This window comes from Streptomyces sp. NPDC051214 (assembly GCF_040682375.1).
GTDB lineage: Bacteria > Actinomycetota > Actinomycetes > Streptomycetales > Streptomycetaceae > Streptomyces.
Genome location: NZ_JBFBAT010000007.1, coordinates 488,562 through 511,785, shown reverse-complemented (window position 1 = coordinate 511,785; position 23,224 = coordinate 488,562). Strand labels below are relative to the sequence as shown.

Sequence of the window (23,224 nt, the reverse complement as noted above, 5' to 3'; positions counted from 1 at the left end):
CTGAACGGAAGCGATGTCTGAGGAATCCCGCACCGCGGTCGTGATCCCCGCCGCCGGACGCGGCGTACGGCTCGGCCCGGGCGCCCCCAAGGCGCTCCGCGCGCTGAACGGCACGCCCATGCTCATCCACGCCGTACGGGCCATGGCCGCCTCCCGCGCCGTCTCCCTCGTCGTCGTCGTGGCCCCGCCGGAAGGCGCCGCCGAGGTCAAGACCCTCCTGGCCGACCACGCGCTTCCCGAGCGCACCGACTTCGTCGTGGTCCCCGGCGGCGAAACCCGCCAGGAGTCCGTGAAACTCGGCCTCGACGCCCTGCCGGACGGCATCGGCGTCGTCCTCGTGCATGACGCGGCCCGCCCCCTGGTGCCCGTCGACACCGTCGACGGCGTCATCGAGGCCGTCCGCGAGGGCGCCCCCGCCGTCGTCCCCGCGCTGCCCCTGACCGACACCGTCAAGCAGGTCGAGCCGGGCGAGCCCGGAGCGCCGGAACCCGTCGTGGCCACGCCCGAGCGGGCCCGCCTGCGCGCCGTGCAGACCCCGCAGGGCTTCGACCGCGACACCCTCGTCCGCGCCCACGAGACGATCACAGAGAACGTCACCGACGACGCCAGCATGGTCGAGCAGCTCGGCCTCCAGGTCGTCGTCGTGCCCGGCCACGAAGAGGCCTTCAAGGTCACACGGCCCCTGGACCTCGTCCTCGCCGAGGCCGTACTCGCCCGCAGGAGGGCCAACGATGGCTTCTGAGCAGCAGCCGCGCCCGACGCTCCCGCAAGTGGGCATCGGCACCGACGTGCACGCCTTCGAGGAAGGCCGCGAGCTGTGGTGCGCCGGACTCCTCTGGGAGGACGAGAGTGCGGGCCTCGCCGGGCACTCGGACGGGGACGTCGCCGCGCACGCCGCCTGCGACGCCCTGTTCTCCGCCGCCGGCATCGGCGACCTCGGCGCGCACTTCGGCACCGGCAGGCCCGAATGGTCCGGCGCCTCCGGAGTGACCCTGCTCGCCGAGGCGGCCAGGATCGTGCGCGCCGAAGGCTTCGAGATCGGCAACGTCGCCGTCCAGGTCATCGGCGTACGCCCCAAGGTCGGCAAGCGGCGTGACGAGGCACAGAAGACGCTGGCCGCCGCCGTCGGCGCCCCCGTCGCCGTGTCCGGCACGACCACCGACGGGCTCGGCCTCACCGGCCGCGCCGAGGGCCTCGCCGCCATCGCGACGGCACTGGTCGTGCGGACCGCCTGACCGGCGCACGGGCGACAGGGGAGTATCGGAACGGCACACCCCGACAGCACCAGCGACAGTCACCGACGTACGAGAGAGGCATCCCCATGTCCGCCGAACTGTCCGACAAGCTCAAGGCCCTGCTCGACACCCCCGTCTTCGTCTCCGTCGCCACCATCCAGCCCGACGGCAGCCCCCAGGTCTCACCGGTCTGGGTGAAGCGCGACGGCGACGACCTGCTCTTCTCCACCACGGTCAACCGCCGCAAGGAGAAGAACCTGCGCCGCGACCCACGCGTGACGGTCCTCCTCCAGCCCTTCGACGCCCCGTACACGTACGCCGAGATCCGCGGCGAGGCGACGATGACCACCGAGGGCGGGCAGGAGCTCATCGACGAGCTTGCGCTGAAGTACACCGGCCTGAAGTACGCCGAGTTCAATCCGTCATCGGTGAAGGACGACACCCGCGTCGTGGTCCGCGTCACCCCGCGCAAGGTCGTCGGCAGGATCTGACGCCCCCTCGCGCACCCGCGCATGTCACAGTTCCGTGCCCTGTTGACCCGGGAGGTCGCAGGGCACTGTCCTTGGACCACTACCCTGGAGTGGTGACGATTCGCCTGTACGACACCAGCGCCCGGCAGATCCGAGACTTCAGCCCGCTCAACGACGGTTGTGTCTCGATCTACCTGTGCGGCGCGACGGTGCAGGCGGCCCCGCACATCGGCCACATCCGGTCGGGGCTCAACTTCGACATCATGCGCCGCTGGTTCGCCCACCGCGGGTACGACGTCACCTTCATCCGGAACGTCACGGACATCGACGACAAGATCATCCGGAAGTCGGCCGAGCAGGGCCGCCCGTGGTGGTCGATCGGGTACGAGAACGAGCGCGCCTTCAACAACGGCTACGACGTCCTCGGCTGCCTCCCGCCCACCTACGAGCCGCGCGCCACCGGACACATCACCGAGATGGTCGAGATGATGCGCGGCCTCATCGAGCGCGGCCACGCCTACGAGTCGGACGGCAACGTCTACTTCGACGTGAAGTCCTACCCGGGCTACCTGGAGCTCTCCAACCAGGAGCTCGACAACCTCCTGCAGCCCGAGAGCGAGGGCGAGACCGGCAAGCGCGACCCCCGCGACTTCGCCATGTGGAAGCGCGCCAAGGAAGGGGAGCCCAGCTGGGAGACCCCCTGGGGCCGCGGCCGTCCCGGCTGGCACCTGGAGTGCTCGGCGATGGCCCACAAATACCTCGGCCGTGAGTTCGACATCCACGGCGGCGGCATCGACCTGATCTTCCCGCACCACGAGAACGAGATCGCGCAGGCCAAGGCCTTCGGCGACGCGTTCGCGCGGTACTGGGTGCACAACGGCTGGGTCACCATGAGCGGCGAGAAGATGTCCAAGTCGCTCGGCAACTCCGTCCTCGTGTCCGAGATGGTCAAGAAGTGGCGCCCGATCGTCCTGCGCTACTACCTGGGCACCCCGCACTACCGCTCCATGATCGAGTACAGCGAGGAGGCCCTGCGCGAGGCCGAGTCCGCGTTCGCGCGGATCGAGGGCTTCGTGCAGCGCGTGGTGGAGAAGGCAGGCGGCGTCGTGGAACCCGCCACCGACGTGCCGCCCGCCTTCGCCGACGCGATGGACGACGACCTCGGCGTCCCGCAGGCCCTCGCGATCGTGCACACCACGGTCCGCCAGGGCAACTCCGCCCTGGCCGCCGACGACAAGGAAGCCGCGGTGGAACGCCTCGCCGAGGTGCGCGCCATGCTGGGCGTGCTCGGCCTCGACCCGCTCCACCCGCAGTGGGCCGGCGACGGCGACCGCGGCGACGACCTCCACGGCGCCGTCGACACCCTCGTCCGTCTCGTGCTCCAGCAGCGGGAGGCGGCGCGCGGCCGCAAGGACTGGGCCACCGCCGACGCCATCCGCGACCAGCTCAACCAGTCCGGCCTCGTCATCGAGGACAGCCCGGCCGGACCGCGGTGGACTCTCGGCCCGCGCTGAGCGTCTGACCTCGCGATGTGCCGCCCGGCGACCCGGGCGGCACACTTCATATACGTACGCAGTCACGCAGTGGGCCGTCATGCAGCACGCAGGCAGGCAGCCGCACGCAACACAGAGACAGGTAGGTCATGGCCGCTAACAACCGCCGCATGTCCGGCAAGAAGGGCGCGCAGGTCGGCAGCGGCGGGAACCGGCGCCGCGGCCTTGAGGGCAAGGGCCCGACGCCGCCCGCCGAGGCGCGCAAGGGACACAAGAAGAACCGCATCGCCAACGCCGCGGCCAAGAAGGCCTCCGGCGGCCCCGGCGGTCGCCGTCCCGCACCCGTCAAGGGCCGCGGCAAGGGCACCTCCGAGATGGTCGTCGGCCGCAACTCCGTCGTCGAGGCGCTGCGCGAGGGCGTGCCCGCCTCGATGCTCTACGTCCAGCAGTTCATCGACAACGACGAGCGCGTCCGCGAGGCGCTGCAGATCGCCGGTGAGCGCGGCGGCATCCACCTCATGGAAGCCCCCCGCCCCGAGCTGGACCGCATGACCAACGGGCTCAACCACCAGGGCCTCGTGCTCCAGGTGCCGCCCTACGAGTACGCGCACCCCGAGGAGCTCGCCGCCGCCGCGTACGACCAGGGCGAGGACCCGCTGATCGTCGCGCTCGACGGCGTGACCGACCCGCGGAACCTCGGCGCCGTGGTGCGCTCCGCCTCCGCCTTCGGCGGGCACGGCGTCGTCGTCCCCGAGCGGCGTGCCGCCGGGATGACCGCCGGCGCCTGGAAGACGGCCGCCGGCGCCGCGGCGCGCACGCCCGTGGCGCGCGCCACGAACCTGACCCGCGTCCTGGAGTCCTACAAGAAGGCCGGACTCGCGATCGTCGGTCTCGCGGCCGACGGCGAACACGAGGTCGGCGACCTGGAGGCACTCTCGGGTCCCGTCGTCATCGTCATCGGCAGCGAGGGCAAGGGCCTCTCCCGCCTCGTCGGCGAGACCTGCGACTACCGCGTACGGATCCCGATGCCGGGCGGCACGGAGTCCCTGAACGCCGGCGTCGCCGCCGGCGTCGTGCTCTACGAGGCGTCCCGGCGCCGCGCCTAGACCTCACCCAGGACGTCGGCCGGCCCGGATTCAGCGGGCCGGCCGGCGTCCGGTGTAGATCTTGACGCGGTCCGGACATTTCCGCACGGTCAAGGCAGTGTCCTAAACACACATCACTCGGTTAGATGAGTGTGGACACCAGAACGCCCCGCAATCCCACGGGGGGAAGCTCGTCAGGGTTCGACGAAGCTCCCGCGCTGAGCATGGTGAAGGTGCCGAGCGACCCGGCCCAGGTCATCGTGAACCACGCGAGCTTCCGCGTGCAGCTCCCCACCGCGCAGCGGACCCAATCCCCGCGTATCGCACGGCACTTGAGCAATGCCGACGACACCCTGCGAATCCCCGCGGCCGGCTCCGCCGCACGGCGCCGCTCGCCCGTTGTCTGGAGCGGGAAGTCCGAGCCGGGCGACCCCGGAGCCACCGGACTGCTGCAGGCGGTGCGCGGCACCGGCCTGCGCCATTCGGCCGAAGCAGGCGGCTCCTCCTACGACGACGGAGGCGCCACGCAGGTCATCCCCCGCGTCGACGTCGAAGACGACCTCGAGACCACGCAGGCCACGCCTGCCGTCATCGGCCCCCGTCACCCCGACCCCGGGACCCGGCTCATCCCGCGCATGCCCATGCCGGAGAGCGACCTCGACGAACAACTCCCCTACCAGGACGACGAGTTCGACGACCGCTACGACGACGAGGACGAAGACGGGCGACAAGCCGCCCGACGCCACGGCGCCGACCCCGTCCGGCACGCCTACTACCCCGGCCGCCGCATGAACCTCGGCGTCGTGCTGCTCCCGCTGCGCGTCTTCCTCGGATTCATCTCCATCTACGCCGGCATGGGCAAGCTCTGCGACCCCGTGTACTTCGACGGCGGCGACCGCGGCTCCATGGTCAAGTGGCTCAACTCGCTGCACCCCTGGGCGCTCGCCGAGCCACTGCGTGACTTCGCCCTCTCACACCCCGTGGGCGCGGGCCTCTGCATCGCCTTCCTGCAGATCATCGTCGGCGTGCTCACGGTGCTCGGACTCTGGCAGCGGGTCGCCGCCGGCGTCGGCGTACTCCTGTCCGCCGCGCTCATCGTCACCGTCAGCTGGAAGACCGTCCCCGCCTACGACGCGCCGGACATCATCTACCTGGCCGCCTGGTCCCCGCTGATCATCGCGGGCGCCCCCGTCTACTCCGTCGACGGACGCCTGGCCGGCGAGGCATGGCGGACGCTCGGACCGCGCGTACACATCTGGGACCTGCGGCGCCGGGTCCTGCGGCGCGGCGCACTCGTCGGCGCGCTCGTCGTCGGCCTCACCCTGCTGATCGGCTCGATGCTCGGCGGCGCGGTGCGCGACGCCGACCGCGTGACCGTACCGGGACCCGGCGAGGCCCCGCGCAACGAACTGCCGGGCTCACCGCTCCCGGAGGAGCCCGGAAAGCAGCGCCAGCGCCAGGGGCAGTCACAGAGCCCCACGGCCACCGGCTCCGGTGCGCCGACGCAGGGAAGTTCCGCGAGCCCCACGCAGGGCGCCACGGCCACCCCGCCCGGTGCGGCACGCGAGACCGCGGGCGCCGCCGCCGGCCAGGGGCAGCCAAGCCAGACGCAGGGCACCACCGGTCAGGCACCGCCCCAGCAGTCCTCGCCGCAGCAGCCTCCGTCGTCTGCGACCGCCGGACCCACGTCCAGCGGCGGCAGCGGCGGCGGAGCGCCCGAGAGCGGCACGAGCGGCGGCAGCACGGGCGGCGGCGGCAACGACCGTCTCGTGGGCGGCCTGCTCGGCGGCTGACCCTTCCTTCCGTACACGCCGACCGGGGCCCCGCACAGACACTGTGCGGGGCCCCGGTTCACGTACGGGTCCCGAATATCGACGAGCGGCTCTCACCTGTCGTCGAGCGGCTCTCAACCGCTCTGAGCCGCCAGCTCCTTGGCCGCCTCGGTGAGGTCCTTCGCCGTGTCGATCGCCCGCCAGTACGCGCCCTGCGGCAGCGGGAAGCCCGCCAGGCTCTTCTCGCGGGCCAGCCGCGGGAACGTGGTGCGCTCGTGGTCGCCGCGGTCCGGCAGAAGCGCGGTGAACGAGGCGGAGAAGACGTACACGCCCGCGTTGATCAGATACGGGGACGGCGGGGACTCGATGAAGTCCGTGATGTGCCCGAACGCGTCCGTCTCGACGGCGCCCCACGGGATGCGGGGACGGGCCAGGGCGAGAGTCGCGGTGGCGTCACGCTCGGCGTGGAAGGCCGCCATGTCGCGCAGCGAGAAGCGCGTCCAGATGTCGCCGTTCGTCGCGTACCAGGGGCGGTCCGCGTGCGGGAGGTGGCGGGCGGCGTACTTCAGGCCGCCGCCGCGGCCCAGCGGTTCGTTCTCGACCACCGTGGTGACGTTCAGGGGGAGGTCCGCCGACTCCAGCCACTCCTGGAGCACCTCGGCGAGATGGCCGCAGGAGACCACCGCGTCCGTCACGCCCTCGGCCGCCAGCCAGGAAAGCTGATGGCCGATGATCGGGGTCCCTGTGCCAGGGATCTCGACCATCGGCTTGGGCCGGTCATCGGTGTACGGACGGAGGCGCGAGCCCTGGCCTCCGGCCAGGACGACGGCCTGCGTGGGTCTGTGAGCGTGAGGGTCGCCGGTCATGCCGGAAACCCTACGTGCCGGCCCGATCAGCCGTTCTGATGGGCTGCGGCGACGCCCGTCGCGAAGGACGTGTCGCAGACCGGGCGGGCATACGACTGAGCGCGTGTCGGACCGTACGCCCGGACGGCCGCGCGGCCGAGGGCACGGGCGATGGACACGCAGTGCCTGGCGAGCGACGGGTGGCGGTTCACCTCCTGCTGGAGGTGGGTGAGCGCGACGCCCGGGTTCTTCTCCTGGAGCTCCAGAAGAAGCTTGTCGCGCAGGACGTCCTGCGGGGCGCGGGACTTGGCCGGCTTGGAGAGATTGTCGGCGGATGCGGTGAGCATCGAATCCGAGGAGTTCCCGGACCAGTTGACGCTGGTGACCGCGAGGGTCCCGGAGAGCACCAGCATCACGGGCAGGACGAGAGCGAGCGTGCGGCCGATGCGTCGGGCGGGGCCTCGGTGGGCTCGGCGCGGCTTCTGGGTGTAGTTGGCGGAGTGCGTCACGCGAGTGAGCGTAGCGCTCGGTGATGATTTGGCGACATTACGTCACTCGGTCGAGCGACGGAGAATGAGGTTTTTTTGGAGCGGTGTTGACGAGGGCGAGGCGAAATGACCGGTCTGCCGGGGTATTTGTCGACAACGCGGGCGCACGGGAAGGACCCCGCACCGAGGTACGGGGCCCTTCGTCGTAGATATCCGTCGACCGTGTCCGCAGGTCAGTCGCTGGGTCGCTGGGTCAGTCGCTGAGACGCTCGCCCGTCGACGTCGAGAACACGTGGATCTCACCCGGACGCGGCACGACGTGCAGCTGCGTGCCCTTCTCCGGGACCCGGCGGCCGTTCACACGGACCACGAGGTCCTTGTGCTCGCCACCGACCTCCGCGGAGCCGTAGACGTAACCGTCGGCGCCGAGCTCCTCGACGACGTTCACCGAGACGGCCAGGCCCGCCGGGGCGTCCTCGGTCTCCTTCGAGAGGGACTTCGCCGTGGTGCCGTCCTGCTCGACGATGTCGAAGTGCTCCGGGCGGACGCCGACCGTGACGGTGCGGTCGCCCTTGTCGGCCGCGGCGGACAGCGCCTCGCGGTTGACCGGCACGACGGAGTTGCCGAACTTCACGCCGCCGTCGGTGATCGGGACCTCGACGAGGTTCATCGCCGGGGAGCCGATGAAGCCGGCGACGAAGAGGTTGGCCGGGCGGTCGTACATGTTGCGGGGGCTGTCCACCTGCTGGAGGAGCCCGTCCTTGAGCACGGCCACGCGGTCACCCATGGTCATGGCCTCGACCTGGTCGTGGGTGACGTACACGGTGGTGATGCCGAGGCGCCGCTGGAGGGACGCGATCTGCGTACGGGTGGAGACACGCAGCTTGGCGTCGAGGTTCGACAGCGGCTCGTCCATGAGGAAGACCTGCGGCTCACGCACGATGGCACGACCCATGGCGACACGCTGACGCTGACCACCGGAGAGCGCCTTCGGCTTGCGCCCGAGGTACTCGGTGAGGTCGAGGATCTTGGCCGCGTCCTCGACCTTCTGCCGGATCTCCGCCTTGTTCACACCGGCGATCTTCAGGGCGAAGCCCATGTTGTCGGCGACCGTCATGTGCGGGTAGAGCGCGTAGTTCTGGAACACCATGGCGATGTCCCGGTCCTTGGGCGGCAGGTGCGTGACGTCACGGTCACCGATGCGGATGGCTCCGGCGTTCACGTCCTCCAGGCCCGCGAGCATGCGCAGGGAGGTGGACTTTCCGCAGCCGGAGGGACCGACGAGAACGAGGAACTCGCCGTCCGCGACGTCGAGCTGAAGCTGGTCGACGGCGGGCTTGTCGCCACCCGGGTAAATGCGGGTCGCCTTGTCGAACGAAACAGTGGCCATGGTGAGGGCCCCCTTCACCGGCAGGAACGTGCCGGACGATCCGTTGTAAAGAGAGGAGTGGTGTAGTCCACCTGAGTGAACTGCTCGTGACCGTACCCCGGGGGGTGCGGGTCTGTCAGTAGTCCGGAAGCTGCGGGTTTCGCGGAAACTTTCGAGCTTGGCAGAGCGGTTGCCTTTTGGCCCTTGCCTGGAGCGGAAGGGAAGAGCAACCCACTTTTGACCCTGCTTCGAGCGAGGGCAGAGCGTGTGACTTTCGACCTCTCCTCTAGGCTTCCTGCTTCACGGCCCACCGCCGACGGACAGCGGGCTACCCCGCCATCGCGCACGGTCTTACACGAACTCCACAGGCATTCCGGCCGACGGCCCGTCGGTCCGTACCGCACCAGCCACACCTACGCGACCAGCCGACACTCCTCCAGCTCCGACGCCTTGATCACCGTCGGCACCTGCCGGCCCGGCGGCAGCGCGGCCGCCACCAGCCAGTACAACCGCATCCCCTCGTCCCGGAGATTGACCGCCGCATTCACGTCCCGGTCATGAACCGCACCGCACTCGCCGCACGTCCACTCCCGGACCGAAAGATCAAGCTTCGGCCCCTTCACATGACACGCCGAACAGCGGCGCGTAGAAGGAAAGAAACGGTCCACGACCACCAACGTCCGGCCGTACCACTCGCACTTGTAACGCAGCTGCCGCAACAGCTCGCCCCACCCGGCATCGATGATCGACTGATTCAGCTTCGCCTTGCGCCGCCTGCCCTTGCCACGCGCCGGACGCAACAGGGTCACGATGGACAGATCCTCCACCACGAGCACTTGGTTCTCGCGCACGAGGCGGGTGGTGAACTGATCCAACATGTCCCTGCGAACGTCGCCGATGAGCGCGTACAGGCGAGCGATCTGCCGCCTGGCCTTCTCCCGGTTCTTCGAACCCCTCACCTTCCGGTGCAACTCACGCTGCGCCTTCGCCAACCGCTCCGCATAACGCCGCAAAAGCCGCGGATGCTCCAGCTTCGTCCCGTCGTCGAGCGTGACGAGCGACGCAAGCCCCAGATCCAGACCCACGCCCTTCGGCTCCCGCGAGCCGGGAAGAAACGCCGAGGGAAGAAGCGCGATCACCTCTTCCACAAGCAAGGAAAGGAAATACCGCCCCGCCCGGTCCCGCGTCACCGACAACCGCACCGGAAGCGTCTGCGCAGGCAGCGCACGCGACCACCGCACATCCAGCGGAGTCGTCTGCTTGGCCAGCGTGACCGCGCCAGTACCGGGTCGCTCGACATCCTCCACCCAGCGAAACCCCGTCCGAACGTACGTCGCCGAATCCTGCGCCCGGTGCTTCCTCTTCGGCCTCGGATACTTCACCCCACCCTTGAAGAACCGCGTGAACGCCTGATCCAGATGCCGCAACGACTGCTGCAGCACTGTCGACGACACCTCCTGCAGCCACGACGTCTCTTCCGAGTGCCGCCAACCCGTCAGAGCCCGGCACGTCTCGGCGAAGCCGACATTCACCCGGTGCCGCTCCCACGCCCCGGAACGCAGAGCGAGACCCTCGTTGTAGACCCAACGACAGGCGCCGAACGTCTTCTCCAACTGTGCGGCTTGAGCCTCCGTCGGATAGCAGCGGAACCGGTAGACGCGCTGCTGGGTTCCGGGCTCCTTGGCGCGGCTCTTCATGGGAGACGCAGGGCGAGTGTGGTGCTTGCGGCGGTCGGCGATGCCCAGCGCCTCGCGCTTGACGCGCTTGGCCTCCGAGCCGGTCACCCTGGTGGGCTTCTCCGTTTCCGTCGTGTCCTCCATGCACCCCTCCCCGGGTCCCACAGTCCGATAGTCGGAACAGCACTTCAGTCCGTTCAACGAACGGGTGCCCGGGTGGTTACGAGTGGATCTGGATAGTGGGTGGCTGGGCAACTCCGTGGCTGGGGCGAACAGGCTCTGTGTAAGGTGGAGCAGCCTTCGCGTACGGCGTTGTGGTGCGCGGTGCCGCCTTAGCTCAATTGGTAGAGCAACGATCTTGTAAGTCGTAGGTCGTCGGTTCGATTCCGACAGGCGGCTCGACGAAGAAGCCCAGGTCAGGACGATCTTGACCTGGGCTTCTTCGTGTCCGAAGTGGTCCCGCCCGACCGGTAGTCCCCGCCTCCCCCCTCCGGCACACTTGTCTTCTGGGGCGGTTTGCAAGGGGGCGAGCGATATGGATGGTCGTTCGGGTGAGCTGATCGGGGAGTGGGCCGAGGCGCAGCGCCGGCAGCAGCGTCAGCGGGAGGCGCGGCTTCGGTTGGAGTGGGAGCGGGAGCGGGATGCGGCGCGGGAGCAGCGTGCGCGTGAGCGGGACATGGCGCGGATGCAGCGTGGGCGCCAGGCCGAGTACCGCAGACGGCGTGAGGCGGAGGCTCTGCGGCTTTCGGACGAGCTGGATTCCCGGGTGGAGGTTCTCTCGGGGTTTCTGGTGGCCGGGTGTCGGGCCCCGGCGTTCTGTGCTGCTTCGTTGAAGCGTGCGGAGCCGGCCGCGGACGCCGCGCGGGCTGCGGAGGTGCGTGCGCACAACGAGCGGGTGGCCGGGATGACCGCCGCATTACGGGAGCGGGATCCGGCGACGGTCGTCGAGTACTTTTCGGCGGCTTTGTACGCGTCGAATGTCTGGCCCGACGGATTTCCGCGTCAAGTGGTGGCTGCCTTTGATCCGCTGATGCGGCAACTGGTCCTGAACTGGCAGTTGCCGGGGTATGACGTGGTGCCGGAGGCTCGACTGATCCGGTACTTTGTCGGGTCGGATCAACTGCGGGAGATCCCGAGGCCGCTGGGCCGGCGTAGGTCGTTATACAGGGAAGTGTTGGCGCAGTGTGTGTTGCTCGCCGTGCGTGATCTCTTCGCCGCCGATGAGTTCGGGATCCTTTCCTCGGTCGCGCTGAACGGTTTCGTGGACGATTTCGATCCGGCCACTGGGCTGCGTACGGACGTATTCCTGGCCACGGTGATGGTCGAGGCCGAGGTGTTCGCGCGGTTACGGCTGGAGACGGTGGGTCCGGTGGACTGTCTCGTGGACGGGTTGCACGGGCAGCTGGCCGTGCGGCCGGATCAGCGGGCGGCGGTGCGCCCCGAGAGACTTCCCGGTCAGGTGGGCTCAGGTGTGGTGGCGCGTGGGGGTGAGGGTGAGCCGGATCTGCTGGTGATGGATCCGGTGGAGTTCGAGGGGCTGGTCGCCGATCTGTTCCGGGTGCGTGGCATGCAGGCGGTCACGACGCAGCGCTCGCATGACGGGGGAGTGGACGTCAACGCGCTGGATCCGGATCCGATCAGCGGCGGGAAAATCGTGGTCCAGGTGAAGCGATACCGCAATACCGTTCCGCCGAGTGCGGTGCGGGATCTGTACGGGACCGTTCAGGCGGTGGGTGCCAATAAAGGGGTGTTGGTGACGACCTCGGGATTTGGCCCTGGGTCGTATGCATTCGCCAGTGGGAAACCGCTGACGTTGGTGGGCGGGCCGGAGTTGGTCGATTTGCTGCATCGGTGTGGATTGCGCGGTCGTCTGGGTCGGGAGGCCGGGGCGCCGGATGCGCGGTCGGGGGTCACCGAAGATCCTGAAGCTGAGCGCGGGGAGTACAACGTCCTGGGCATGTCGTGGGCGGGGAGCGTGCCATTGGACGTGTGCGCGCTGGTGTGCACGGGGAGCCGTGTGCTCAGCGACCGTCATTTCGTCTTTTTCAACAATGCGCAGACGCCTGACGGATCGGTGCGGATGCTGGGTGAATTCGCCGGGGACCGGGCCGCGATTCGGGTGGCGTTCGACGAGTTGCCGCAGGAGGCCGACCGTTTGGTGCTGGTGGCCGCGGTGGACCCCGAGGCCGATCCGGGGGCCGACCTCGACGGCTTCACGCGCGCCGGCATTCGGCTGCGGGATGCGGAGGGTGCGGAGTTGGAACAGGTCCCGGTGTCGGACGGCAGGCCTGGGGAGACCGCGCTGGTCCTGGGGACGTTCCGGCGGCGGTCGAGCGGTGACTGGCGGTTCGTGGTGGGAGGGAAGGGCTACGCGGGTGGGCTGGAGTCGCTCATCCGGGAGTTCGGGGTGGACGTGGACTAGCGGGGCCGGGGCCCCGAGTGATGAATGCGCGATGGCCCGGGACCCCGTGGTAGTGCTCCGCGGGACTCAGTGGCGGCCCGACAGGCGGTCTGCGAGGCGGGCCAGGCGGGATGACTCTGTGGTGGGGGTCGTCAGTTCGTTGTGGTCTGCCTTGCGGTAGGTCGCGTACATGCCTTGGACTGCTAGCCAGCGCAGGGGTTCTGGTTCCCATTTGCGGACCTTGTGGTTGACCCAGGGGAGGGTGGTGAGGTCCGTGGGGCCTGCTTGGCCTGAGTCTTGTTGGACCAGGTCGCGCAGGGTGCGGGCCGCGAGGTTGGCGGTGGCGACGCCTGAGCCGACGTAGCCGCCTGCCCAGCCGAGGCCCGTGGCGCGGTCCAGGGTGACCGTGGCGCACCAGTCGCGGGGGACGCCGAGGACGCCGGACCAGGCGTGGGCGATCTCGGCTCCGGCGAGTTGGGGGAAGAGGCGGGTCAGGATGTCGCGCAGGGCCTCGATCGTGGCCGGTTGGGTGCGGCCGTCGTTGTCCGTTTTGGAGGCGTAGCGGTACGGGACGCCTCGGCCGCCCAGTGCGATGCGGCCGTCCGCTGTGCGTTGCGCGTACATGTACGCGTGTGCCATGTCGCCCAGTGTTTCGCGGCCCTCCCAGCCGATCGAGTCCCATTGGGCGGGAGTAAGGGGCTGTGTTGCGATCAGTGAGGAGTTCATGGGGAGCCATGTGCGGCGTTGGCCTTTCAGGGACGCCGTGAAGCCCTCCGTGCAGCGCAGGATGTACGGGGCGCGGACCGTGCCGTACGGGGTGATCGCGTGCTTGGGTTTGATCTCCGTGACGGGTGTCGATTCGTGGATGGTGACGCCCAGGGCCTCGACCGCCGATGCGAGGCCCTTGATCAGTTTCACCGGGTGCAGGCGTGCGCCGTGCGGGGTCCAGGTGGAGCCGACTGCGCCTGCGACGCGGATGCGGTCGGCGGTCTCGCGGGCGCCGTGCAGGGTGCGTTCTTTTTCGCCGTACGCGAGTTCGGTGGCGTGGAATTCTTTCAGGCGTGCCAACTGGGCGGGGGTGTAGGCGATTTCGAGTACGCCGCCGTGGTGGATGTCCGCGTCGATGCCTTCGGCCTTCGCCGTTTCGATCACCTCGGTGACCGTCTGGTTCATTGCCTCCTGGAGGCGGACCGCGGCCTCCCTGCCGTGCAGGCGTGCGTAGCGGTCGCGGCCCGCGATGCCGTTGTAGAGCCAGCCGCCGTTGCGGCCGGAGGCTCCGTAGCCGCAGAACTTCTGTTCCAGGACGGTGATGCGGAGGAAGGGGGCGGCCTTCTTCAGGTAGTACGCGGTCCACAGGCCGGTGTAGCCGCCGCCGACTATGCAGACGTCGGCACTCTCGTCGCCCGGGAGGGGTTCGCGGGGGGCCGGGGTGCCGTGGTCCGCATACCAGTACGAGATGCCGCCGTTGATCGTGCTGCTGCTCATGTGCGGGACGTTACTGCGCTGGTGGGGGCTTTGGGGAGGGGTGTTGGGGTGGGGGTTGGGGTGGGTGTCGGGAGGGGGCTCGGGGAGGGGGATCGGGGAGGGCGTTCCGATACGTTGGTCCGGCACGTGGCGATGTTGAGGCGCGATGTCGAAGCGCGCCGTTGAAGTGGCACGTGCCGAGATCCAGGAGGACTGTTCAGATGGCCGTACGCAAGGCCGGGCGCATCGTCGCCGCGGTGGCCGCCACCGCACTCGTCGCCGGGGGCGCTGCCGCCTGCGGGCCCGAGGACCTCACGGGCGGGGGCGGGAGCGACGACAAGGGGGCTTCGGCTTCGGAGTCCGCGTCCACGGGCGGCCCTGCGGCGAAGCAGCCGCCGGCCGGTACGGACGCGCTCGCCAAGGTGCCCGCCTCGGTGAAGGGCGGCGTGATCACGGTCGGCGATCCGAAGGCCGGGCACACGGTCAAGCTGTACGAGGACGCGCGCTGCCCGATCTGCAAGAAGTTCGAGGAGACGGGCGCGCAGGCTCTGGTGAAGCCGGTGGCCGAGGGCAAGGTGAAGGTCGAGTACACGCTCGCCTCGTTCCTCGACAAGAACCTCGGCGGCAGTGGTTCGGTGAACGCGGCGAACGCGCTGCGGGCCTCGGTGGACGCGGGCAAGTTCCCGCAGTTCCACGCGGCGGTCTTCGCCAACCAGCCCGAGCGGGAGACCGATGACGCCTTCACGCCCGCCTTCCTGTTGAAGATCGCCGACAACGTGGACGGGCTGCGGGGTGCCGCGTTCGACAAGGCGGTGAAGAAGGGCTCGTACAAGGGCTGGGTGGGTGAGGCCATGCAGGCGTTCACCGATGACGGTATGCAGGGCACGCCGACTGTCGTCATCGACGGCAAGAAGGCGGAGAGTGGTTCTCTGTTCGATCAGGGTGCGTTCGCCAAGGAGCTCAGGGCTTCCGGGATTTCTTGAGCGGCCTTCTCTTCGGTGCCGGGCGTACGGCGCTCCGGGTCAGCGGGTGGCAGGCGAGGCCGATCAGGACCGCCGTGAAGTGGCCCAGGTCGGTGAAGGTCCTGCCGGTGATCAGCGGAGTGCCGTACACGGTGAGGACGATCAGGAGGTACGCGTATCTCCAGGGGCTCGGCACCCAGTAGGTGAGGACCGCCACCACTCCCGCGAGGGCGTAACTCACGCCTACGTCCAGGGTGTTGACGGCGGATGTCGGGGCCGCGCCGTGGCGGATCGCGAGGGCGAGCACGCCCTCGCTGATGAGGGTGGCCCCGACGTGCGCGCCCGCGGCCACCGCGAGCCAGCGGGCGGTGCCGAGCCAGTGCTCGGCGGTGGCGTGGAAGAGGGTGTAGAGCAGGGCGTACGACAGCCAGGTGCCGCCGTCGATCCAGAACGCGCTGGCGACCAGGACGCGGACGGGGTTCTGCGACAGTTCGTGGATGTTCGTGGAGCGCTGGAGCAGGAAGTCCTTCTCGAACTCCGGTGACATGTGGTGCATCGCGACCGTCGTGACGAAGAGGGCCGCGAGCCAGATGTAGGTGCCGGGGGCGGTGCGGACGTAGGCCCGCGCCCGCGTTGGTGCGGCCCGTTTAATCCCCATGCGGCGATTCACGCACGCCGGTAGCGTCGGCGACGTGATCGACATTCGCATTCCGGACGGGCTGATCGAGTCGCAGCACCTGTACGCGGGGGAGCCGGGCCGCGCTTTCATCGCGGGGCTGCCCGCGCGCGTGGCGGAGTTCGTCGAGCGGTGGGACCTGCGGGTCGACGGGCCCGCGATGCACGGCATGGCGGCGCTCGTGCTGCCCGTGGTGCGGGGCGACGGCACTCCTGCCGCGGTGAAGTTCCAGCTCCTGGACGAGGAGACCGAGGGGGAGCCGGTGGGGCTCCGGGTGTGGGACGGCGACGGGGCGGTGCGGTTGCTCGACCATGACGAGGGCACCGGCACGATGCTGCTCGAACGCCTGGACTCCGGGCGGATGTTGTCGACGATGGAGGACACGCACAAGGCGGTCCTCGTCATCGCCGAGCTGCTCGCACGGCTGACGTCCGTGCCCGCGCCGGCGGGCATGCGGCGGCTCGCGGACATCGCGGCGGAGATGCTCGATGATCTGCCGGATGCGCTGAGGGCGATCCCCGACCCGGCCGAGCGGGCGCTCGTGGAGCGGTGCGGGGGCGCGGTGCGCGAGGTCGTGGGGGAGCCGGGGGAGCAGCTGCTGCACTGGGACCTGCACTTCGAGAACGTCCTGGCGGCCGAGCGCGAGCCATGGCTCGCCATCGACCCGAAGCCGCTGGCCGGGGACCCGGGCTTCGACCTGTGGCCCGCGCTCAACAACCGCTTCGAGCCGGACGACGTGCTGTGGCGTTTCGACGCGCTGAGCGAGGTGCTGGGTCTCGACCGTGAGCGGGCGCGGGCGTGGACGCTGGGGAGGGTGCTGCAGAACGCCTTGTGGGAGATCGAGGACGGGCGGCGGGTGGACGAGGAGGACCTTGAGGTGGCGCGGCGGCTGCTTGGGGTGTGAGGGGCGGGGCGGGGGTTGTGGGTGGGCTGGTTAGTGTGCGGTCATGATTCGTACCGCCACGCCTGCCGACGTACCCGTCATCCACGCCATGGTCCGCGACCTCGCCGCGTACGAGAAGGCCCTCGACGAGGTCAGGGCCACCGAGGAGCAGTTGCGCGAGGCGCTCTTCGGTGAGCGGCCCGCCGCGTTCGCGCACATCGCCGAGGACGATGCCACGGGGGAGGCCGTCGGGTTCTCGCTGTGGTTCCTGAACTTCTCCACGTGGCGTGGGGTGCACGGGATCTACCTGGAGGACCTGTACGTACGGCCTGAGGCGCGCGGCGGCGGGCACGGCAAGGCGTTGCTGACCGAGCTCGCGCGGATCTGTGTGGAGCGGGGTTATGAGCGGCTCGAATGGTCCGTGCTCGACTGGAACGAGCCGTCCATCAACTTCTACCGGTCGCTGGGCGCGCTGCCGCAGGACGAGTGGACCGTGTACCGGCTGACTGATGGGGCGTTGGCGGGGCTGGGGTCGGTCGTGGAGTGACGAGGTCCGCCGCGGACTGGCCCCCGGGGGCGGCCTCCGTCTTCCTCAGGCGGATTTGAGGTCGAGCCTTGTGGAGGTGAGCGCTAGCGTCACCGCCTCCAGCGCGCTGTTGAAGGAGACCTCGGAGAGCAGGCCGGGCGCCGCGACCTGGTCCCCGGCCAGGTAGACGCCGTCGCCGCGGTCGATCGCCGGGCGGTCCCGCCAGGTGGTGCCGGGCAGGTCGACCGCGCCGGTGCGGCCGTTGGAGACGGCGTCGCGGCGCCAGACCAGGCGCTCGCGCCAGCCGGGGAAGCCGAGGTCGAGCAGGTGGTCGGCGCGGGCCACGCCGTCCGCCTTGGTCTCCTCGGGGGAGAGCGGGAGCTGGCCCTGGATGAGCTCCTGTCCCGCGGGGGCGAGGCCGCGGTCCTGGGTGGTGAACCGTTCGATCCAGCCGGTCCCGTCCAGGTCGGAGATCGCGAATGGGTCGCCCTTGCGGGAGGTGAGGGCCACGTCGACGAGGGTCGTGCGGGCGCTGTCCCAGCGCAGGCCGTCGTCCTGGAGGAGCTGGCGTGCCGCGGGCAGTGAGGTGGCGACGACGACCGGTCCCTTGGCGCAGAGCGGGGCGAGGGAGTCGACGCGGGACAGCGTCTCCACCCGTACGCCCAGGTTCCAGGCGAGTGTCGCCATGCGGTCGATGACCGAGCCCCAGCCGCCGCTCGGGTAGTGCGCCTCCGGGGGCAGCTTCATGGCGCGGCGCAGGCGCTCCTGCACGAACCTGGCGGAGAGGGAGCCGGGGTCGTGGTGGAACGTCGCCACGGCGATGTAGTGGGCGGCGGCGCGTGCGCCTTCCTCGCCCACCTCGCCGGTGGCCCACGTCATGAAGTCCTGGTCCACGGGCGCCTGTTCGGGCTTGCGGCGCAGGAGCTTGAGCATGGCGAGGGGTGGGGTGCGGCGGAGCCTGCCCTGGTGGTGGAGGCGGAGCCGGGTGCCCTCGAGGGGCGGGATGGCGGCGAGGGGGCCGATGAGGTCGCGCTGCTTGAGCCAGGTCCAGTGGGGGCCGCCGTTGTAGAGGGCGTGCGGGCCTTCGTTCGTGCGGTACGGGCCTTCGGCGGTGCGGGCGCGGCCGCCGAGGGTGTGGTGGGACTCGTGGATGGTCACTCGGGCGCCGGATTCCGCGGCGGTGATGGCCGCGGTGAGGCCGGCGAAGCCGCCGCCGATGATGGTGAGGGTGGTGCGCTGAGTGGGCATGTGGCTGGGCTCCTGCCGTGGTCGGTGCGTTCACTCGGTACGACGGACGGGGGTGCCCGGGATGTGACATGGGGGCGCGGCGGCGTTGTCAGTGGGTGGGTGCACGATGGGCGCATGGGACAGAGGGATGCGGCGGCAGTGAAGAAGGCCCGGCGGCCGGAGGTGCGGTTGCCGGCGCTGCGGGGGTTCGCGGAGTCGGGGCTCGGCGGGGGCGAGCTCGAGCCCGACGGGGATTACGACGGGGTCGAGTTCCGGGATCTGGATCTCTCGGGGCAGGACGGCGGGGGAGCGCTGTTCCTGGACTGTGCGGTGACGGGCTGCGGGGTGACGGAGACACGGCTCAGCCGGGCGCGGTTCGTGGACTCGGTGCTGACGGAGTTGCGCGGGGTCGGCACGGAGCTGGCGGAGGCCTCGTTGCGGGACGTGGAGGTGGTGGACGCGCGGCTGGGGGGTGTTCAGCTGCACGGGAGTGTGCTGGAGCGGGTGGTCGTGCGGGGCGGGAAGATCGACTATCTGAACCTGCGCAAGGCCCGGTTGAAGGACGTCGTCTTCGAGGGCTGCGTGCTGGTGGAGCCGGACTTCGGGCAGGCGGCGCTGGAACGGGTGGAGTTCGTGGGCTGCGTGCTGAAGGGGGCGGATTTCAGCGGCGTGCGCATGAAGGACGTCGACCTGCGGGAGGCGGCCGAGGTGGACATCCTGCGGGGGATCGACTGCTTGGCGGGTTCGGTGATCAGTGCGGCCCAACTGATGGACTTGGCACCGGCGTTCGCCGCGCAGGTGGGCGTACGGGTGGACTAGCCGGGCGTGCCCGCGCGGCGCCCGGGGGGGCGCGTCTACGCCCGGGGGAAACGGGACTGGAGCGTCCAGATCGCCGGGTTCTCCGACAGCGACTCGTGGAGGTCCGTCAGGTCTGCCAGGAGGTCCTGGAGGAAGTCCCGGGCCTCGCGGCGCAGCTCGGAGTGGGAGAACGTGAGAGGGGGTTCCTCCGCCTGCATCCAGTCCGCCTCGATGTCCACCCAGCCGAAGCGGCGGGTGAACAGCATGCGGTCCGTGGACTCCGTGAAGTCGAGCTCGGCGTACTGGGGGCGCGACGCACGGCTCCCCATGGGGTCCTGGTCCAGGAGCTCGACGATGTCGCACAGCGCCCACGCGAAGTCGAGCACCGGAACCCATCCCCAGGCTGTGGACAGCTCCCGGTCCGCCTTCGTGTCCGCGAGATACACGTCCCCGCAGAACAGGTCGTGCCGCAGCGCGTGGACGTCCGCACGGCGGTAGTCGAACTGCGGGGGGTCGGGAAAGCGGTGGGAGAGGGCGTAGCCGATGTCGAGCACGTGGTCGATGGTGTCACGGGCCGGAGGCCTTGCGCTGCCGCTGCTCCGTGGCCGGGGGCCTTGGATGGTTGCTCCTTGGCCGCGCGCCGTGGGCGCCTTGGCCCCGGCCGGTGCCGCGGCCGGCTGTCCCCGAGGCCGCGAGCCGTCGGCGTCCGCTCCTCGGCCGGAGCCATGCCTAGCTGCTCCCCGGCCGTGAGCTCTGCATGGCCGTTCCCGGCCGCGAGCCGTGGGCGCCCGGCCCCTCAGTCGGAGGCCATGGACGGCCACTCCCCGGCTGCGAGTCGCGGGCCCCCGCTCGTCAGCTGGAGCCGTGGATGGCTGCCCCCCGCAGTCGCGAGCCGCGGCCCCCGCTCCTCAGCCGGAGTCGCGCACGGCCGTCCCCCGGCGGCCGGGAGCCGCGGCGCCCATTCCTCAGCCGTAAGCCGTGGAGTCGCCCGTTTCTCACGGCAGCAGGCGCTGTTCCTTTGCCACTGCCACCGCTCCCGCTCTCGTGTCCACGCCCAGTTTGTCGTAGATGCGGCCCAGGTGTGTCTTGACCGTGGCCTCGCTGATGAACAGTGCGCGGGCGATGTCCCGGTTGCCGAGGCCCTGGGAGAGTTGGGCGAGGATGTCGAGTTCGCGGTCGGTGAGGGTGGGCTGCGGCTTGCGCATGCGGGCCATCACGCGGGACGCGACCGGCGGGGAGAGTGTCGTGCGGCCCTGCGCGGCGGCGTGGATCGCGGCGAAGAGCTCCTCGGGGCGTTCGGCCTTCAGGAGGTAGCCCGTCGCCCCCGCCTCGATGGCACGGGTGATGTCGGCGTCCGTGTCGTACGTCGTCAGGACCAGGACGTGGGGCGCGGGGCCCGCGGACGCCGTGATGCGGCGTGTGGCCTCCACGCCGTCCATTCCCTCGCCGAGCTGCAGGTCCATCAGGACCACGTCCGGCGTCAGCTTCGCGGCGAGCGCGATGGCCTCCTCGCCGGTGCCCGCCTCGCCGACCACCTCGATGTCCGGCGCGCTGCCCAGCAGGGCCAGCAGTCCGGCCCGTACGACGAGGTGGTCGTCGCAGACCAGGAGGCGTACCGAAGGCTGTGACATCAGGCGGTCCTTTGAGGGGAGAGGGGGATCGCGACCGAGAGGACCGTGCCCTCACCCGGCGCGGACTCGACCGTCAGTGTGCCGCCGAGCTGCTGCGCGCGGGCGCGGATCGCGGGCAGCCCGTGCCCCCGCCGGTCGGAGGCGGGCGGCTGCTCGGTGGGTGTGAAGCCACGCCCGTCGTCCGCGATGTCGAGCACCACCTGGTCGTCCAGGTGCGTGAGCGTCAGCGCCGCGGTGGACGCCTCGGCGTGCTCGGTCACGTTGGCGAGCGCGCCCTGCGCGATGCGCAGGAGCGCCGACTGGGTGCGGTCGGGGAGCGGGGCAGGAGTCCCCTCGGCGTGGAAGCGGACCGTGAGGCCCGCGTCCTGCGCGGTGCGCTCGGCCAGCGTCCGCAGCGCCGCTTCGAGGCCGCCGCCGTCGGCGAGGTCCGCGGGCGCCAGGTCGTGCACGAAGCGGCGCGCCTCGGTGAGGCCCAGCTCGGTGATCGACTCGGCGGTACGGACATGGGCGCGGGCCTTGGCCGGGTCGGTGTCCCAGACGCGGTCGGCGGCCTGGAGCAGCATCTGCTGGCTGGACAGGCCCTGGGCGAGGGTGTCGTGGATCTCCATGGAGATCCGCTGGCGCTCGGCGAGGGTGCCTTCGCGGCGCTCGATGGCGGCCAGCTCGCGGCGGGTGCGGATCAGGTCGTCGATGAGGGTGCGCTGGCGGGCCGCCTGGCGCTGCATGTAGAGGAACACGGCGGTGGCGACCGCCGCCCAGGCGGGCGGGGCGAGCAGCAGGTTCGGGTCGAAGCGGCCCGCGAGCTGCAACTGCGCGACGACCACGAAGGCGGTCAGGACGGCCACCAGGAACAGCGCGGCGCGCGGCGGCAGCGTCCGCAGCCCCGTGTAGAAGAGCGGCACCGCGCACCAGGCGAAGCTCGGCGCGAGGACGACGATGACGACCCAGACGCTCACGACGAGGATCAGCCAGGTGAGGCGGCGCGGCGCGGTGGGGCGGGCGCCGATGGCGGGGCCCAGTACGTAGAGCAGCGCGAGGGAGACGGAGAGCGCGATGATCCACGGCGCACGGGGTTCTCCGGGGTGCCGCATCAGGTAGCGGGTCAGGGACGAGCCGAGGAGCAGGAAGAACGCCGTGTGCATGACGGCTGCGAGCCAGCGTGCGTCGGGGTCCGCGGAACCCCTGCCCGCGGGACCCCTGCCCGCGGGGGCGAACGGCCGCGGGGCGACAGGTGGGCGGGCGGAGGAGTTCCGCCGCGACGCGGCGGGCTGTTCAGGGGCACCTTCGGCCTGCTCCACGGCTTCGCTCCTTCCGCCTGGCCCCTCGCGGCTCACATCTCGTGGCTCGCGGCTTGCGACTCAGATCTCACGACTCGCGGCTCACGACTCGCGGCTCACGATGCGCGATTCGCTGCTGAACTGCGCAAACAACCTCATTGTGGCCCGTCGGGATCACCAGGGGGTCAACCGATCGGCTGACCCTCGTGTCGGCCGAGCCGCAGGCAGGTAGCAGCCGGTACGTCGAGGAGTGGGCCCCGGATGCGGCCGGAGGATTGATCGCAGAGGGAACAACCTCCCCCGATCCCGACCCCGCCCCCCGCCTTCACCTTCAGATGCACCCGAGGAGCACCCCATGCAGAAGCTCACCCGCCGCACCCGCGTCCTGACCATCGCCGCCACCGCCGCCGTCCTCGGCGCCGGCACCTTCGGGGCCGTCTCCGCCAGCGCCGAGTCCCCGGCCGCCGCCCCCAAGGCCGCCGTCGCCGCCGACGCGGCCAACAAGAACCTCACGCAGTCGACGCACTTGAACGTCGCCGCCGCGACCAAGGCCGCCCAGGCCACCCTCGACGCCGCGAAGAAGGAGAACCAGCGCGTCTCCGTCGCCGTCGTCGACCGCAACGGCAACACCATCGTCGAGCTGCGCGGCGACGGCGCAGGACCGCAGTCCCCCGAGTCCGCCGTGAAGAAGGCGTACACCGCCGTCTCCTGGAACGCGCCCACCTCCGAGCTGACCAAGCGCCTGGAGCAGGCCCCGAACCTGAAGGACATCCCCGGCACGCTGTTCCTCGCGGGCGGCGCCCCGGTGACCGCCAAGGACGCGCCCATCGCGGGCATCGGTGTCGCGGGCGCCCCGAGCGGCGACCTGGACGAGAAGTTCGCGAAGGCGGGCGTCGCGGCGCTCGGCCGCTGAAGCCACCGGATCTCATGACACCGAGGCTGTTCC

The 23,224-nt window shown here is 70.4% G+C and carries 22 protein-coding genes and 1 tRNA gene; 13 read left to right on the top strand and 10 right to left on the bottom strand.

The genetic code is table 11. The annotated features are described in order from the left end of the window. Positions 1–13 precede the first annotated feature (13 nt). The 6 genes from ispD to AB0M70_RS21330 all read left to right on the top strand — a co-directional run bounded on the left by ispD (position 14) and on the right by AB0M70_RS21330 (position 6,076). Entirely contained in the window at positions 14–742 is a 729-nt protein-coding gene (ispD, locus tag AB0M70_RS21355; protein WP_365821533.1) for a 2-C-methyl-D-erythritol 4-phosphate cytidylyltransferase, read from the top strand. After that, positions 732–1,235: a 2-C-methyl-D-erythritol 2,4-cyclodiphosphate synthase gene (gene ispF, locus AB0M70_RS21350; RefSeq protein WP_365821532.1), complete on the top strand. Its 504-nt coding sequence runs from the start codon at positions 732–734 to the stop codon at positions 1,233–1,235. Before ispD ends, ispF begins: the two co-directional genes overlap by 11 nt. An 86-nt stretch (positions 1,236–1,321) precedes the next feature. Beyond that, positions 1,322–1,726, top strand: a complete 405-nt coding sequence (locus tag AB0M70_RS21345; protein ID WP_365821531.1) for a PPOX class F420-dependent oxidoreductase — start codon at positions 1,322–1,324, stop codon at positions 1,724–1,726. 92 nt (positions 1,727–1,818) lie between these two features. Next, positions 1,819–3,219, top strand: coding sequence for a cysteine--tRNA ligase (gene cysS, locus AB0M70_RS21340; protein ID WP_365821530.1), 1,401 nt, complete (start codon positions 1,819–1,821; stop codon positions 3,217–3,219). 128 nt (positions 3,220–3,347) lie between these two features. After that, entirely contained in the window at positions 3,348–4,304 is a 957-nt protein-coding gene (gene rlmB, locus AB0M70_RS21335) for a 23S rRNA (guanosine(2251)-2'-O)-methyltransferase RlmB (RefSeq protein WP_365821529.1), read from the top strand. A 125-nt stretch (positions 4,305–4,429) separates the two neighbouring features. Further along, complete coding sequence (locus AB0M70_RS21330; protein ID WP_365821528.1) at positions 4,430–6,076, top strand: DoxX family protein; 1,647 nt, start codon at positions 4,430–4,432, stop codon at positions 6,074–6,076. A 113-nt stretch (positions 6,077–6,189) separates the two neighbouring features. On the opposite strand, the gene AB0M70_RS21325 is transcribed toward AB0M70_RS21330, so the two are convergent. The 4 genes from AB0M70_RS21325 to AB0M70_RS21310 form a co-directional block, all read right to left on the bottom strand. Beyond that, positions 6,190–6,921, bottom strand: coding sequence for a nucleotidyltransferase family protein (locus AB0M70_RS21325; protein ID WP_363213109.1), 732 nt, complete (start codon positions 6,919–6,921; stop codon positions 6,190–6,192). A 26-nt stretch (positions 6,922–6,947) separates the two neighbouring features. After that, positions 6,948–7,409 carry a hypothetical protein gene (locus AB0M70_RS21320; protein WP_365821527.1) on the bottom strand — a complete coding sequence of 154 codons (462 nt, stop codon included), beginning with the start codon at positions 7,407–7,409 and terminating at the stop codon, positions 6,948–6,950. A 232-nt stretch (positions 7,410–7,641) separates the two neighbouring features. Beyond that, positions 7,642–8,778: a sn-glycerol-3-phosphate ABC transporter ATP-binding protein UgpC gene (ugpC, locus tag AB0M70_RS21315; protein ID WP_365821526.1), complete on the bottom strand. Its 1,137-nt coding sequence runs from the start codon at positions 8,776–8,778 to the stop codon at positions 7,642–7,644. Positions 8,779–9,170: 392 nt separating this feature from the next. Continuing rightward, complete coding sequence (locus AB0M70_RS21310; protein WP_365821525.1) at positions 9,171–10,577, bottom strand: RNA-guided endonuclease TnpB family protein; 1,407 nt, start codon at positions 10,575–10,577, stop codon at positions 9,171–9,173. 182 nt (positions 10,578–10,759) lie between these two features. Here AB0M70_RS21310 and AB0M70_RS21305 point away from each other — a divergent pair. After that, a tRNA-Thr gene (locus AB0M70_RS21305) sits at positions 10,760–10,832 on the top strand. Between the two features lie 136 nt (positions 10,833–10,968). Beyond that, positions 10,969–12,855: a restriction endonuclease gene (locus AB0M70_RS21300; protein WP_365821524.1), complete on the top strand. Its 1,887-nt coding sequence runs from the start codon at positions 10,969–10,971 to the stop codon at positions 12,853–12,855. A gap of 66 nt (positions 12,856–12,921) precedes the next feature. On the opposite strand, the gene AB0M70_RS21295 is transcribed toward AB0M70_RS21300, so the two are convergent. After that, a complete protein-coding gene (locus AB0M70_RS21295; RefSeq protein ID WP_365821523.1) occupies positions 12,922–14,319 on the bottom strand; it encodes an FAD-dependent oxidoreductase in 1,398 nt (465 codons plus the stop codon). Between the two features lie 200 nt (positions 14,320–14,519). Here AB0M70_RS21295 and AB0M70_RS21290 point away from each other — a divergent pair, with 200 nt between their 5' ends. Next, the gene (locus tag AB0M70_RS21290) at positions 14,520–15,281 is read left to right on the top strand and encodes a thioredoxin domain-containing protein (RefSeq protein ID WP_365821522.1); all 762 of its coding nucleotides are present in this window, start codon (positions 14,520–14,522) and stop codon (positions 15,279–15,281) included. On the opposite strand, the gene AB0M70_RS21285 is transcribed toward AB0M70_RS21290, so the two are convergent. Next, entirely contained in the window at positions 15,259–15,918 is a 660-nt protein-coding gene (locus tag AB0M70_RS21285) for a rhomboid-like protein (protein WP_365821521.1), read from the bottom strand. The two genes, AB0M70_RS21290 and AB0M70_RS21285, sit on opposite strands and share 23 nt — an antisense overlap. On the opposite strand from AB0M70_RS21285, the gene AB0M70_RS21280 reads away from it, so the two are divergent. After that, positions 15,917–16,840, top strand: coding sequence for an aminoglycoside phosphotransferase family protein (locus AB0M70_RS21280; protein ID WP_365821520.1), 924 nt, complete (start codon positions 15,917–15,919; stop codon positions 16,838–16,840). The two genes, AB0M70_RS21285 and AB0M70_RS21280, sit on opposite strands and share 2 nt — an antisense overlap. Positions 16,841–16,883: 43 nt before the next feature. Next, the gene (locus tag AB0M70_RS21275; protein WP_365821519.1) at positions 16,884–17,366 is read left to right on the top strand and encodes a GNAT family N-acetyltransferase; all 483 of its coding nucleotides are present in this window, start codon (positions 16,884–16,886) and stop codon (positions 17,364–17,366) included. 45 nt (positions 17,367–17,411) lie between these two features. Here the strand turns inward: AB0M70_RS21275 and AB0M70_RS21270 are convergent, their stop codons facing one another. Further along, entirely contained in the window at positions 17,412–18,593 is a 1,182-nt protein-coding gene (locus AB0M70_RS21270) for an FAD-dependent oxidoreductase (RefSeq protein ID WP_365821518.1), read from the bottom strand. A 114-nt stretch (positions 18,594–18,707) separates the two neighbouring features. Between AB0M70_RS21270 and AB0M70_RS21265 the strand changes: the two genes are divergently transcribed. Next, on the top strand, positions 18,708–19,391 hold the full coding sequence (locus AB0M70_RS21265; protein WP_365821517.1) for a pentapeptide repeat-containing protein: 684 nt from the start codon (positions 18,708–18,710) through the stop codon (positions 19,389–19,391). Positions 19,392–19,426: 35 nt separating this feature from the next. On the opposite strand, the gene AB0M70_RS21260 is transcribed toward AB0M70_RS21265, so the two are convergent. From AB0M70_RS21260 to AB0M70_RS21250, 3 genes are all read right to left on the bottom strand, one after another. After that, a complete protein-coding gene (locus AB0M70_RS21260) occupies positions 19,427–19,924 on the bottom strand; it encodes a hypothetical protein (protein ID WP_365821516.1) in 498 nt (165 codons plus the stop codon). A 441-nt stretch (positions 19,925–20,365) separates the two neighbouring features. Next, complete coding sequence (locus tag AB0M70_RS21255; RefSeq protein WP_365821515.1) at positions 20,366–21,001, bottom strand: response regulator transcription factor; 636 nt, start codon at positions 20,999–21,001, stop codon at positions 20,366–20,368. Further along, entirely contained in the window at positions 21,001–22,299 is a 1,299-nt protein-coding gene (locus AB0M70_RS21250; protein ID WP_365821514.1) for a sensor histidine kinase, read from the bottom strand. The genes AB0M70_RS21255 and AB0M70_RS21250 overlap by 1 nt, the downstream gene beginning before the upstream one ends. Positions 22,300–22,633: 334 nt before the next feature. Here AB0M70_RS21250 and AB0M70_RS21245 point away from each other — a divergent pair, with 334 nt between their 5' ends. After that, on the top strand, positions 22,634–23,191 hold the full coding sequence (locus AB0M70_RS21245; protein WP_365821513.1) for a heme-binding protein: 558 nt from the start codon (positions 22,634–22,636) through the stop codon (positions 23,189–23,191). The last annotated feature ends 33 nt before the right edge of the window (positions 23,192–23,224 follow it).